We start from the raw sequence: 13,418 nt of genomic DNA, 5'->3' as shown, positions 1-13,418 counted from the left end.
AGAGTAATAATTATGAAACGCGTAAGTAGTTTTTTTGTCTCGGTAGTGATGTTTTCTTGCATTGGCTTTTCCGCTGTCGGTGATGATTTGGATATCTACTTAGGCACGGCGTCAGAGTCGGCAACTTATAATCCAAATGTGCTTTTTATCATGGACACCTCCGGCAGTATGACGGGCAAAGATGGTACCGGCCAATCCCGTATTCTAAGAGTACAAAATGCCCTTAAAGAGGCGTTAACCTCAGCCACTAATATAGATGCAGGCCTTATGCGCTTCTCAGATTATGGTGGCCCTATACTTTTCCCAGTAAGCGGAATTGATGATGCCATTCAACCGGAACTCATCACCTCAACAGGGGCAAGTAGCCACGATGCATCAGAGATTAATGGTACGGTAAATACTACGGCTAATGACCTAGTATTGAGTTCAGGCACAAATGTAGTTACATCAGGAATGCGTTTTACTGAGATGAATATTCCTCAGGGGGCCACGATAGTGAGTGCGCACCTTCGTTTTACATCAGAAAAATTTAATATAGCAGGCACCACACTCACCATAAGCGGTGAAGCGTCAGCCACTAGTACGGAATTTTCGACGGCATATAATAACCTTTCTTCAAGAACGAAAACCGCGTCAGAAGTTGAATGGATAAGTAATAATGACTTTCCATCTGCTGATGAGATCATTGCCACGCCCGATATCTCATCGGTTATTCAAGAAATTGTAGATTTGCCACAGTGGTGTGGGGGGGACGACCTCAATATTCTTATAGAAGGCACAAGTTCAGATGCTGCCAGCAGCCGTGAAGCCCGGGCATTTGACGCTGGGCAAACCGGATCACCTCAATTGGTGGTGTCTTATGATGATGCAACCGCTACAGGTTGTATCAGTGGTGAAAGTGTTTACCAGGTTAGCCGTTCTAACGACAACATAGAAGAAAACAACAACGGGTATGAGAATACAGGCTCAGAGCTTACTTTCTCAAGCAGCTATAACAGTTATATCGGTGTTCGATTTCAAAATGTAAACATCCCTCAAGGCGCTGAAATTTCGGAAGCTTATATAGAACTTACCGCTTATAGTAGCTACAACACTAATAACTCGAGCATGTTAATTCGCGGTGTTGCAGATAATGATGCTGACGACTTTTCCTCAGGCAATCGTTATTTGCTTAGAAATATTGGAAAAACGTCGGGTGTAACCTGGAATATGGGGTCGTTCTCATCGGGCAACGATTACGCTTCACCGGATATATCAGGTGTTGTTAAAGAGATTGTAGATAGATCGGGCTGGCAATCTGGTAATGCGATGGCTTTCGTGTTCAGTGACTTTACCGGTTATCGAGGTGCGTATACCTACAGTGGTTCCCAGTCTTCCGCGGCAAAACTAGTGGTTAAGTTCAATGGTTCAGCTTCGCCTGGGCAGACATCGACAGTTAGAGAACACTTAGTTAGTAAAGTGGATGAGCTTACTGCCAGTGGTTATACGCCCATCGTAGATACCCTTTACGAAGCTGTTAACTATTACGGCGGCAGAGACGTTGATTACGGGCTAACTCGTGGTAATTATAATGTTTCAAATACGGTGAGGAAGAATACGCGAGTCAGTCACAGAAGTGCATATTTGGGCGCAGATGCGGTTCAACCCAATGGGTGTTCCGATGACAACCTATCTGATAGCGACTGTATTAATGAATATATCCCTAGCGGGGCAACCTATATATCACCGGTTAGCGATCTGCAGTGCCAGACCAACAACCATATTGTTTTACTGTCAGATGGTGAAGCAAACAATAACCACAGTGTATCCCTTATCGAATCATTACTAGGTGAAAGCTGTACCGGAAGTGGCGGCGAAAAGTGTGGTTTAAATCTAGTGAAAAATGTCAGTGACTCCGATACTTCGGTTATTGGGCGTCGCGTGATCACCCATACAATAGGATTTGCAGCGAATAGTACTGCCAACAACTTCTTGAACCAACTGGCAGTGCAAAGTGGTGGTGGATTCTATCAAGCCGATGACAGCACTGAGCTACTTGAGGCATTCAACACTATTCTACGCTCCGTAAAAGATGTTAATTCAACCTTCGTATCACCCGGTGTAGCGGTGAATCAACTTAATCGCTTGACCCATAACGATGAACTCTACTTTGCGTTGTTTAAGCCCAGTGAAGGTGCTATCTGGCCAGGTAACCTTAAACGTTACCGATTAGATGGTGAGAATATTTTAGATCAAAATTCATTGGTTGCTGTTGATGGTGATACGGGGTTCTTTAAGGATACCTCCCATAGCTATTGGTCGACCCTTGCTGATGGTAGTGATGTTCGAGAGGGCGGTACCGCGAGTAAAATGACATCTAACCGTAATTTGTATGTTTTCGATGGTGCTGGCAACATTGTCCAATCTAGTAATGAATTGCATGAAGACAACAGTGATATTACGACGGCATTATTAGGTGTGGATGATGAGCTTGATGCAGAAGAGCTTCGCGAAGTGCTGCTCAAATGGGCACGAGGCCTAGATGTCAAAGATAATGATGGCGATGGTGATACCACTGACTATCGGCTTCAAATGGGCGACCCCATTCATTCACAGCCTGTAGTGGTCAATTACGGTAGTACAGATTCAGCCATATTAGTTGCTACAAACCAAGGTATGCTTCATTCGTTCGATGCAGAAACCGGCGAAGAAAACTTCGGCATTATGCCTAAGGCGTTACTGCCAAACTTGCACCACTTTTATGAAGATATTTCTACGTTTAATCACGTTTATGGCTTAGACGGCGAGATGGTGTTACGCACAGTGGGCACATCAACTTATTTGTATTTAGGAATGCGCCGAGGTGGCCGTAACTATTATGTGTTTGATGTAACCCAGAAGACGTCGCCAACCGTTAAGTTTGTGATTGAAGGGGGCTCCACGGGTCTTGAGAAATTAGGCCAAACATGGTCGCGCCCCACTATCACAAAAGTGCGCTACGGCACCCAAGAGAAAAATGTCATGATCATCGGCGGCGGTTACGATGACTCGCAAGATGATAAATCAGTAAGAAGTGCTGATGCTGTTGGAAATGCGGTATATATGTTCGATGCCGACACTGGAAGCTTACTTTGGCACGCCAGTAATGCTGATGCAGATTTGAATCTAGTTGATATGAACTACAGTATTCCAGGTCGTATATCTGTTATTGACAGAGACAACGATGGCTTCGCTGACCATATGTATGTAGGTGACATGGGCGGGCAGCTGTTCCGTTTGGACATTTATAATGGCGAGTCGGGCAGCAATTTTGTAAAAGGGGCTAGGTTGGCAGATTTTGCTGGAGACACCGCTGAAACTAACCGCCGTTTTTACTATGGTCCTGATGTATCGGAAGTCGCGCTGGGTGAGGAATTATATTATGCCGTGGCAATGGGCAGTGGATGGCGAGCATCACCGCTTGATGTCACAGTAGAAGACAATTTTTATATGCTCAAAGACGAGGGGGTATTTAATCGCGATGCGAGTGGTCATTTTACCTTCATGAGTACGGTATATGAGTCAGATTTATATAATGCTACCGAACATTTGCTCACCAGTAGCGATGAAGGCGAGCAAGGTGTGGCAGCATCAAGCTTTGCTAATAAGGCGGGGTGGTATATAGAGCTTACGACCGATGGCGAGAAAGTATTGGCATCACCCTTAATCATCGATTACAAAATATTCTTTACTACTTATGTGCCTGCGGTTAGTAGCACCAGTTTGTGTGCGCCGCCATCTGGTAATAGCCGCGCTTATCTCGTTAATTTATTTAATGCTAATGCCGTATCAGACCTCAATAATAATGGCGAACTCGATAGTTCGGATAGATCAGTAGAGTTACAGCAAACAGGGATTGCGCCAGAGACTAAAATTCTTATTGAAGATATAACCAGCCCTGTGGTGTGCCTTGGTACCGAGTGTGCATCTACTGTTATCAGTGTCGACAATGATGGCAATGAAGAGGCTTGCGGTTCAGCGTTCGAGTGCTTAGCGCAAAATATTTATGGCAAGTTTGAGCGAATACAACGAGGCAGTTGGCATTCCGAAACTGAGCGAGAGGATACATCTCGGTGATTAGTAGTGACGAAAAAAACAAAGGCTTTTCCCTTATTGAATTAATGATAGTGGTGGCCATTGTTGGCATTCTTGCCAGCATTGCTTACCCTTCATACCAGTCTTTTATGACGGATGGATATAGAGGCTCGGCGCAAGCAGACATGCTGGCATTTGCTGCTGCAATGGAACGTCATCATAGTGGCTCTTTTAGTTACCAAGGCGCGGGCGCAGGTGGCGGAAATACGGGAGCACCAACCATATTTGCTACTTACTCTCCCTCGACCGAAGCGGCGGCGAATAAACGCTATAACCTCACCATAGTGTCTGCCGATGCAACCAGTTACCAGCTAAAAGCAACGCCAGTAAGCGGAACTGCGCAGGCTGCTGATGGCGCGCTGTTTTATTTTAGTGATGGCCGCAAAGGCTGGGACGTAAACAATAATGGTTCGTTGGCGGCGGGCGAGTATTGCTGGTCTTGTTAGCAAGCTAAGGCGTTGCGGGTGGAAGGGGCATTAACGGCACTAGCGGCCCCATGCTCATCACATCTTGCCAACGGGACTGATACGGCGGTGGCACTACAACCGTCAATGTTAAGTTAATAGCTTGGCTTTCGGTTTTTACTTTTTCGATGAGTTCTTGCGCGTCACCAAGCGCCTCTTTTGCATTTGTTTCTTCAGTTGTCGTTTCACTCCCTTCATTAAGCGTTTTATCGGTATGTGTTTTATCGGTGTGTGCAGCTTCTTCTGTATGGTTGAATTTGGGTAAAGGTTCTACAACTTTGACTAAGGTCACGGCTTTTAACCCGCTCGGGGTAGACGAGGAGGGAATGGTGGCATATGTATCCTGATTCGTATTCACATTTATTAGTAAATCAGTTTGGTCGGTTTCAAGCTGATGCCGTGCTTGCTGCACCTTGTTTAGTTGCTGCCATTGTCCATATATTTGCTGATAAAGCTTAAGGCCTGCGGTAAAGGTGAGTGCAAAGAGTCCTGATGCAATCATTACCTCTATAAGCGAAAAACCTTGGGTCTTTTTAATTGAAGTCATGCCAACTCCCGGGGATAGGTTGCATCTTTTGCAAACCGCTAGATTGTTGAAGGGCGCGTAATACGCTTAGATTGAAATCGATGTGCCCATGGAAAACCCTAGTGACTTCCTCATTGCTTACCATGGCGCCTACAAGCTTGGCCGAAGAGGCGATAGTAGCGACAGGGGAGACAGCGGTGATAAGGGGGGCTGAAGAGGTAGCCGAGGTGATAGACGGCGAAGAGTGCGAAGAACTAGTAGGCGTGCTGGTTTCGCTTAATATCACCACTAACCCGTAAATTTGGGCGTGGGCATCAAGGGTGAAATCTCCCTTTTCTATTACAAGTAAAACAGGCTGACTCGCTGACCCTATGGTTTCACTGCCCGAAATATGACAAGAACCACGCACCCAAAATACGAGATGGCGGGTAAGTTCGTCGCAGTCATCTGTTATGTGCGGTTCTGGAAAGTACATCGGTGTAAAATTACTTTGATGACGTTCAAACAGATGAGGAAGTATAGAATTAGTCGCACCTGTTACTACGCCGGTGGCAGGAATACGAACTATTGCGGGGTGGCGTAAAAAATCTTGCCTAATGAAGAGTGACGTTACAGGATGAGTCATGGTCACTGAAAACAAGGTTAAATGTTGTGAATCCCTTCCTACATAGTGGGTTGCTGACACAGATGCGCGGTTGAATAAACCAGCGGTTTGCTGCCAATCTTCGCTAGTACGCAGCTGCTCGGTTAACTGCGTTACATCGTTGTGCAATATATTCATCACTTCGTTATAAGCAATGCTGCGCTTACTGGCTTGAAACTCGCTTGTAAGTAGTGAACTGGTTGCCCAAAGAACCAGTGTTATTAAGCTTAACAGTATACCCACCACGCTTAACAATACGGCGCCTTTTATGCGTATCGACCCTTTACCGCCAATAGTAGCGAGTGAGGGGTGAGCTAGTGAGGATCTAGCGGGCGAACATAATGAATAACAATCAGTGCTATATCGCATTGGCAACTCGTATATGCAGATGTTGCTCGGCGGTAAGCTGGGCAGACGCTTTGCTTTGCACAGCCAGCTTAACCTTGTAAACAGAGGCATGGTTTACCTCGCCGTGTAAAGATATAGTGAATTGAGTGACGTGTAATTCTGATGCGTCGGTTAAATCATGCCATCCACCTTGCTCGCAACTTTTACTGGCGACACGGTACTCAAGGGCTTTGTCACGTAATCGAAAGCCTAACAATTCGGCGGGGTTTTCGTGGCTAATATCGCCATCAGCATTTTTATCATAAGAAAATAAGACACAAGAATTTTCAACCTCTAGCGGATGATGGCTGATGTTAATAGCTGGCGGTAGTAATGCGCTGTTGGCAAAAATTTCTTCGAAGGGGCGAGCTACGTATCCTGCCCGCTGTAGTTGTAAAGAAAGCGAGTGACTAATAAGCCGTAACTCACTTTGCAGTACTAATTGTTGTTGAAAATAACCGAGTTCTTTTGAAATAGTAGCCGCCCCCATGGCAGAAAAAAGCACCAGTGTTGTGCTAATTGCCATGGTTATAGTGAGCTCTACTAGGCTAATGCCAGATAACCTTAACATAGAGGAATACCCTCTAGTGCAGTGGAAGTGCAATACCGTACCCGGCCAAGATTATTAATGATAACTTTACCGGTATATCGAGCGTTAGTTATGCTTACTGTCATTGCGCTGCCGAAGCTCATTCCATGCGTTCCATCGAACGTCAGTAATGACTTTTTATTGGCAGGACTCGCAATGACGGCATGATAGTTTTGCATAACAAGCCGCTTCTGCTGGCTAAAAGCGTGGCAACTGCTTGCTGCACTGCAATCGCAGTCACTCGCTGACGTTATACTGATGCAATGATTCGCTGAAGCGTCGATAACCAAAGTAACTGGCTTTCGCTCAGAGATAGAAAGCGTACGGGCGTACTTTGCGATGTCTGCGGTATGCTTTAACGCACTTTTTATAGCGTTCGCTTGTCGCCATTCAACAAAAGAGGGCACGGCTAAAGCACTAATAATGACCACAATGCAAAGCACCACTAGTATCTCTAACAATGAAAATCCATCTGCTTTGTTTAAAACCATGCCTTAGTCCGGTTATTTGTCATTTGTTTACTGTTAGGTTTACAGCATAGCGAATCAACAAATAGAGGGCTGCTGTACCATGGAAGGGAAAATCAATTTAATGAGAATGTGGGGTATTACGTTAATCGAGCTTTTGATCGCCGTTGCGATTGTGGGTATTGTTTCTATGTTTGCCATTCCTAGCTACTCATCAACTATCGCGCTTGCGAATAAGCATGAAACCATTAGCTATTTGCTTTCTCTGCAAATAAAGCAAGAAAGGTACTGGTTGAGTGAAGGTAAATACTCGGGGCTTAGTGGGTTGCCGGCATCCAATATAGACGGCGTTACACTGACATACAGCGAATCTAAGGATGGAAATTATAGCATTACAGCATCTCTAGGCTTTTTGGACAAATCTAATCCTTGTCGATTACTCACTATCACCCCTCACGAGAATTTACCTCATGGGTGTTGGGGAAGGTAGCCTGTATTTGATATGGCTTATCATTATTTCGCCACTAAAGAACACCGCGGCAAGGCATTAAGGGCAAGTAAGGGCAGTGCCTGATAAATCTTCATTAACGCCATCGTCGTCACTGTCGATGGCAACAGATATTCTACCGAATAGTGATAATAAGAGGGCAGAGGCATACGAGGCATCTTTGCTGCTAGGGCAAATGGTAATGGTTGCACTGGTACTAATACTGCCTTGTTCAGAAAAAGAAATAGTTCCCGAAATGCCGCTGATTGTATTACCTGAATTTAGCGGGTCGCTGCTGGCAATAAGGGGTTCGCTGCTGTCTCTGCTTCCATTTGTATTCTCATCAATAAAGGCCATTTTGGCGTTCGCCCAATCGCTTACACACGTATCGTAATTCGTAGTAGGGCAAAGTATCACGTCAAACTGCTCATTAACGGCACTAAACCTAGCTTGCTGTGCAATAGCGCTTAACGTATTGATGTCGCCGGTTACTCTATTTTTGACTAAAATACTATTAATAGATGGGGCAACAACCCCTACTAAGATTGCCAAAATGGCTACCGTAATTAGCATCTCTAAAAGAGTCAGGCCGTACTGAAGACGCATAGCGTTAGAAGACTTTGTTTTCACTGATATTTATTTACTAAGTTAGTTGAATACTGATAATAACGTTAGCCTCTAAATTTACAACAATAGATACAAACGCGCGGGAACATCCAAGGTAAACCAATTTGCCTTGAAATGGGTATAAAAAAAGGCGTGTAGGCATGCCCTAAGATACAAAAGCAACGAATTTTAGTAATTAATGAAGTTTGAATTCTTTTACCACTAACATCTAAGGCGAGTTTATCGTAAACTCAGATATCAGGACGCCCACTCACTAATTGGACATTATAATGCAAAAACAAGCAGTTATTGAAGAAATGAAAGTGCTGCCTGAAATTGATGTGGCATTTGAAGTTACTCGTCGAGTGGCTTTCATTAAAAAGCAGCTTCTTACGTCAGGTCTAAATTCACTGGTGCTAGGCATTAGTGGCGGTATCGATTCTTGTACGTTGGGCAAATTAGCCCAGTTAGCAGTAAATGAGTTAAACCAAGAAAAGCACGAAAATTTTCAGTTTGTCGCCGTCCGTTTACCTTATCAAACACAGGCTGACGAAGCTGATGCTCAATTGTCGATAGACTTTATTGAGCCTTCCCATGCTGTAACGGTGAATGTGCAGCCCGGGGCAGATGCTATTCATGCTTCTACCACTGAATCATTATCAAGCGCTGGTTTATTACCTGAAAGTGAAGCAAAGCGTGACTTTGTTAAAGGTAATGTAAAAGCACGAACCCGTATGGTGATTCAGTATGAAATTGCCGGAATGGTCGATGGACTCGTGTTAGGCACAGACCATTCAGCTGAAAATATTACCGGTTTTTATACCAAGTATGGCGATGGAGCGTGCGATTTAGCGCCTTTGTTTGGGTTGAGTAAACGCCAAGTTCGACAACTGGCCTCTCATTTAGGTGCACCCCAAACCGTTATCACTAAAGCGCCCACCGCCGATCTCGAAACACTCGCGCCGCAAAAAGCTGATGAACAGGCCCTTGGCATGACGTACGATCAAATTGATGACTTCTTAGAAGGTAAATCAGTTTCTGCCGAGGTAGATGAAAAGTTGCTGTACATTTATCAGCGTACACAGCACAAGCGCGTACCTATTCCAACCATTTATGATGAGTAGTTACCATGAAAAAGATTGAAGCGATAGTCAAACCGTTCAAGATGGACGATGTAAGGGAAGCATTAGCAGAAGTTGGTATTGCTGGAATGACAGTGTCTGAAGTTAAAGGCTTTGGGCGACAAAAAGGACATACTGAGCTTTATCGCGGTGCCGAATATCAAGTGGATTTTCTGCCTAAAATTAAGATTGAGCTAGTGCTTGATGATGAACGAGTAGAACAAGCTATTGAAGCTATTGAAAACTCAGCAAAAACAGGAAAAATTGGTGACGGCAAAATATTCGTATTTAACGTTGAATCAGCAGTACGAATTCGTACTGGTGAGCAAAACGAAGATGCAATATAAATAGTCATTTCTGACTAAAGAGAAAGCCTAACGTTGCATATGTGTATAACGCTGGTGTATACAGCGTTAACGCTAAGAACAAAAAAGGGAGCCAAGGCTCCCTTTTTAGTTAGTAATACTCTTACCGTAGTAAGGCAACTTAGTGGTCGTGTCCACAGCCGCCTGGCGTATGGGCATGGCCGTGCTCTAACTCTTCAGCAGTAGCATCGCGTACATCTACCACTTCTACATCGAACGTAAGCGGAATACCTGCAAGTGGGTGGTTACCGTCTACCACCACTTCATCATCAGATGTTTCGATTATAATGACCGATTGCTCACCTTCAGGTGTGGTTGCACGAAAAGACATGCCAACTTCAACGTCCATGCCTTCAAACATTGAACTAGGTACGCGCTGAACGAGTTCATCAATACGTTCACCGTAGGCTTTCTCTGGCTCAACAGACAAGTTGAACTTTTCGCCTTTTTCCTTACCTAGCAATGCGTCTTCTAGTCCCTCAATTAGAAAGCGGCGCCCTTGAAGCACTACAAGCGGCTCCTTACCGGCTGAAGAATCAAGCTCGGTACCGTCTTCGGTTGAAACGGTGTAGTGAAGGGTGACAACGCTGTCAGAGGTTATAGTCATAATTTGTCCTGTAGTTTTGCCCTGCTGGGCGATGGTTATAAATTTGTTTAATGCTTATTTTCGTTTTTTCACCAATGAGCTCTTTGCCTGCTCAATGCTGTACGGTAAAGGGCTAGGGTAGCAGGTAATTTCAACTTGATCAGCTAGGCGATGAATATCTTGCTCAGTGGTATCGTTTGAAAGCACGGCCATAAACCATGTTTCTTCGCTAAGTTCAGCCTTTCGAATGACCATGCCTGCGCGACGCCAGTTCTCGCCTGATTGCTTTTCTACCGTATCGCCAGCGTTAATGTGAAACGCTTTTGGCACTGAGAAGCTATAAGCTGCGCGCTTGTTCTTACCTAAAAATCGAGTGCGAGCAACGACTTCTTGGCCCATATAGCAGCCTTTGTCAAAATCGATACCGTTGAGTGCCTGTACGTTCATCATTTGGGGAACGTACTCACTGATGCCAGTTTCCTGAATAGAAGGTATTGCACTTTCTATCATAATAGCATCGTATACATTTTGTTCAAAAATGGCGCCGTTAGTATCTTTAACTTTTTGCTCGAACTCAGGGACCTGCCCAGAGTCCAGCACCACATAATAACCAGCGCGCTGAGTATCACTTTTAAATACCCATCCTGCATCACTATGTACACTGGTTAATGGCTCACTAGGAAGGGTGTCAAAATAGCTGGCAAGCAACATTTTACCCAGGTTTTCACCTAAGAAGAATTGCGTGTACTGATTTGATTCATCGGTTATGTCTACCTTTGAAAACACACCATACTTATTCAACTGAGCAAGGGAGTGTGCGCCTGCGTCTTTATTAGTCAGCATGAAAATAGCATTATCATGGCGACCCACAAACGAAATAGACCAAGTCTTTCCTTTGTTGTCACAATGGGCACAATGCCTCACCGTATTCCCATCCAAGGCGTTAATGTTGACTGTCACTTGACCATGCAGGTAGCTGTCAGCTTGCTCGCCTTCCAATTTTATCAGCATGTTGTCATTTAACTTAATCGCATAGTGCGAAGGTAAATCAGAAAGAGTCGTTAACGCTGTCATCAAAGATTCCGAATGAAGAATTTATAATGTAGTAGGTGAGGGGTTTGCGCGCTTTATCAAGGGGAACCCTTGAGATTATCGTATTTTGTGGCTAATTCTTGCTATCAAAGGCGCTATTGAAACGGGTTTCTGTCTAAAAGGGCAGTGATCCTTCGCCCATCACCGTGGTAATATGATGATAGTGTTAAAACGATAATTAAGAATGAGAATATATGTTTGAGCCAAAAAGACGCGCTAGATTAAAGTGGGCATGCCGTAGAGGGATGTTGGAACTTGATGTGTTACTCATGCCTTTTGTTGATGAAGCCTTCGACTCGCTAGATTACGAACAACAAGAAATATTCGAACGCTTACTTACCAGCGACGACCCGGACTTGTTTGCATGGTTTATGGGCCATCAGCAATGTCAAGATCCAGAACTTGCTGGTATGGTGTCTACTATCGTTAATCGTGTCAAAGTACAGGGTTAAACTCACTTACTCGCCATGGCGACATGTAGTAGGAATGCTAATTCTTATTGCAGCTTTAGGTTTCAGTATTATAAATTTACCAGAAGCCGTATGGACTTGGATAAGTCCAAGTTGGCTTTGGTTGTGCGCGCTGATTTGCACGCCTATATGTGGGCTGATGTATATAGCGTTTTGCCGAAATGCATGGCGTAAATTAAGCAAACCGACAACAGCGCCATCTAACGATGTTTACACGCTTACAGACGATGGTTCATTGAGGGCGTTGATGGTATCGGGTGAAGAGATTTATTCGCCAGCGGTGAATCTTCATAAATCGTCATTATTGTTGCCATGGGGTCTAAACCTAAACGTGGAACGAACTGCGCGAAAATGGTACCAGCCGTATTACGAGCATGTACGCTGGGTATTAAAAGGTGAATGCTCTGAAGCAGATTATAGGCGGCTGTGCCGAGCAATAATCTTCGCTCAAGGAGCAGGCCAAACAAGGAATAACATTAATGTTTCGTGAGTATGCAAAAGCTTTGTTTAAACGTGTCGACACCCGACAGTTAATGCAATTCAAACCACCCACATTACCGCCTCGCATTTACACTAAGCAGATTAATATTGATAACAAGCACTACGGTGCCTTCTGTCAAGAAGTGGCGTGGCCAGATGCAGCAACCATGCATCCTTTGTATCTGCAAATGCTGTCTTTGCCCCTTCAAATGCAGTGTTTGCTTGATAAGAAAAGCCCGTTTCCTTTGCTAGGATTGATACATGCTGCCAATCGTGTAGAGGTACTAGAAGAATGCGATTTGAGCGAGACTTTTGAATGCCGAGTTCGATTCAGCGATGTTAGGCCGCACTCGCGTGGCTGGGAAGTTGATGTTTCCTTAGACGCTTTTCAACAAGGGCGCTGTGTTTACAAAGCAATCAGTAGCTATTTGGTGAAGGTAAAAGCGGTACACGTGGCGCCTAGAGCTTCGGTGCAAGATACCACTGAAACCTGTGTAGAAAGCCCTAGAAACCTGCTTGCAGAGTTCGATGTTACGGCGGATACCGGCCGACGTTACGCAAAAATTTCTGGCGACTATAACCCCATCCATTTATTTGGATTGAGTGCCAAAGCATTTGGTTTTAAACGGCCAATTGCCCATGGGATGTGGACACTTGCCCGCGCGTTATCATTTGTACCCGTATCGGAAGGTCAGCATATTTCAGATGTAGTTTGTCGTTTTAGGCGACCCGTAATGCTGCCTTGCAGCATTAATATCTATCAAATGTGTCGAGATGAAGACCGCTCCATTTTGGAGATTACGAGCAGTGATGATCAGCAAGTACATTTAGATGCAGAGGTATCGACGCTTTAAGTTGAGGTTGTTATTTCGATACTATATCAAAGTGGTTTTCATTAACGGGTAAGTCGACCTGTTTAGTTTGGTTTATTTAGACAATAACAAATCGAGCTCAACGTAAAGCGCAAGGTAAATAGAAAAGCCCACTTCCTAATATAGCGAATTGAATATGCTGTATTAGGA

The 13,418-nt window shown here is 44.5% G+C and carries 15 protein-coding genes; 8 read left to right on the top strand and 7 right to left on the bottom strand.

The annotated features are described in order from the left end of the window. Window positions 1-12 precede the first annotated feature (12 nt). Complete coding sequence (locus AVL57_RS13185; protein WP_057790659.1) at window positions 13-4,095, top strand: PilC/PilY family type IV pilus protein; 4,083 nt, start codon at window positions 13-15, stop codon at window positions 4,093-4,095. Continuing rightward, on the top strand, window positions 4,092-4,559 hold the full coding sequence (locus tag AVL57_RS13180; RefSeq protein WP_082604875.1) for a type IV pilin protein: 468 nt from the start codon (window positions 4,092-4,094) through the stop codon (window positions 4,557-4,559). Before AVL57_RS13185 ends, AVL57_RS13180 begins: the two co-directional genes overlap by 4 nt. Before the next feature lie 4 nt (window positions 4,560-4,563). Here the strand turns inward: AVL57_RS13180 and AVL57_RS13175 are convergent, their stop codons facing one another. From AVL57_RS13175 to AVL57_RS13160, 4 genes are read right to left on the bottom strand one after another with little or no spacing between them, the layout of a single operon-like run. After that, window positions 4,564-5,124, bottom strand: a complete 561-nt coding sequence (locus AVL57_RS13175) for a PulJ/GspJ family protein (RefSeq protein WP_057790661.1) — start codon at window positions 5,122-5,124, stop codon at window positions 4,564-4,566. Beyond that, window positions 5,111-6,115, bottom strand: a complete 1,005-nt coding sequence (locus AVL57_RS13170) for a hypothetical protein (RefSeq protein ID WP_138118211.1) — start codon at window positions 6,113-6,115, stop codon at window positions 5,111-5,113. Before AVL57_RS13170 ends, AVL57_RS13175 begins: the two co-directional genes overlap by 14 nt. Then, on the bottom strand, window positions 6,105-6,704 hold the full coding sequence (locus tag AVL57_RS13165) for a hypothetical protein (RefSeq protein ID WP_057790664.1): 600 nt from the start codon (window positions 6,702-6,704) through the stop codon (window positions 6,105-6,107). Before AVL57_RS13165 ends, AVL57_RS13170 begins: the two co-directional genes overlap by 11 nt. Further along, on the bottom strand, window positions 6,698-7,213 hold the full coding sequence (locus AVL57_RS13160; protein WP_057790666.1) for a prepilin-type N-terminal cleavage/methylation domain-containing protein: 516 nt from the start codon (window positions 7,211-7,213) through the stop codon (window positions 6,698-6,700). The genes AVL57_RS13165 and AVL57_RS13160 overlap by 7 nt, the downstream gene beginning before the upstream one ends. Before the next feature lie 100 nt (window positions 7,214-7,313). On the opposite strand from AVL57_RS13160, the gene AVL57_RS13155 reads away from it, so the two are divergent. Further along, complete coding sequence (locus AVL57_RS13155; protein ID WP_057790668.1) at window positions 7,314-7,679, top strand: type IV pilin protein; 366 nt, start codon at window positions 7,314-7,316, stop codon at window positions 7,677-7,679. Between the two features lie 57 nt (window positions 7,680-7,736). On the opposite strand, the gene AVL57_RS13150 is transcribed toward AVL57_RS13155, so the two are convergent. Next, the gene (locus tag AVL57_RS13150; RefSeq protein WP_197427679.1) at window positions 7,737-8,306 is read right to left on the bottom strand and encodes a GspH/FimT family pseudopilin; all 570 of its coding nucleotides are present in this window, start codon (window positions 8,304-8,306) and stop codon (window positions 7,737-7,739) included. Between the two features lie 266 nt (window positions 8,307-8,572). Between AVL57_RS13150 and nadE the strand changes: the two genes are divergently transcribed. Further along, window positions 8,573-9,406 (top strand): NAD(+) synthase, encoded by an 834-nt coding sequence (nadE, locus tag AVL57_RS13145; RefSeq protein ID WP_057790670.1) that lies wholly within the window; start codon window positions 8,573-8,575, stop codon window positions 9,404-9,406. A gap of 5 nt (window positions 9,407-9,411) precedes the next feature. Then, window positions 9,412-9,750, top strand: coding sequence for a P-II family nitrogen regulator (locus tag AVL57_RS13140; RefSeq protein ID WP_013783335.1), 339 nt, complete (start codon window positions 9,412-9,414; stop codon window positions 9,748-9,750). Between the two features lie 139 nt (window positions 9,751-9,889). Here AVL57_RS13140 and AVL57_RS13135 read toward each other — a convergent pair whose 3' ends face one another. Together AVL57_RS13135 and ygfZ are read right to left on the bottom strand one after the other, a co-directional pair. Continuing rightward, window positions 9,890-10,375, bottom strand: coding sequence for an FKBP-type peptidyl-prolyl cis-trans isomerase (locus AVL57_RS13135; protein WP_057790672.1), 486 nt, complete (start codon window positions 10,373-10,375; stop codon window positions 9,890-9,892). Between the two features lie 54 nt (window positions 10,376-10,429). Then, window positions 10,430-11,428, bottom strand: a complete 999-nt coding sequence (gene ygfZ, locus AVL57_RS13130; protein WP_057790674.1) for a CAF17-like 4Fe-4S cluster assembly/insertion protein YgfZ — start codon at window positions 11,426-11,428, stop codon at window positions 10,430-10,432. A gap of 212 nt (window positions 11,429-11,640) precedes the next feature. Here ygfZ and AVL57_RS13125 point away from each other — a divergent pair, with 212 nt between their 5' ends. Genes AVL57_RS13125 through AVL57_RS13115 form a run of 3 tightly spaced genes read left to right on the top strand, consistent with a single transcriptional unit; the run spans window position 11,641 to window position 13,250 of the window. Continuing rightward, window positions 11,641-11,898: an FAD assembly factor SdhE gene (locus tag AVL57_RS13125; protein WP_013783338.1), complete on the top strand. Its 258-nt coding sequence runs from the start codon at window positions 11,641-11,643 to the stop codon at window positions 11,896-11,898. Window positions 11,899-11,932: 34 nt separating this feature from the next. Continuing rightward, window positions 11,933-12,406 (top strand): hypothetical protein, encoded by a 474-nt coding sequence (locus tag AVL57_RS21315; RefSeq protein ID WP_057790676.1) that lies wholly within the window; start codon window positions 11,933-11,935, stop codon window positions 12,404-12,406. Further along, a complete protein-coding gene (locus AVL57_RS13115) occupies window positions 12,396-13,250 on the top strand; it encodes a MaoC family dehydratase (RefSeq protein WP_057790678.1) in 855 nt (284 codons plus the stop codon). Before AVL57_RS21315 ends, AVL57_RS13115 begins: the two co-directional genes overlap by 11 nt. Window positions 13,251-13,418 lie beyond the last annotated feature (168 nt).

It is taken from the genome of Alteromonas stellipolaris (assembly GCF_001562115.1).
Classification (GTDB): domain Bacteria; phylum Pseudomonadota; class Gammaproteobacteria; order Enterobacterales; family Alteromonadaceae; genus Alteromonas; species Alteromonas stellipolaris.
This window is presented reverse-complemented; position numbering and strand designations above follow the sequence as displayed.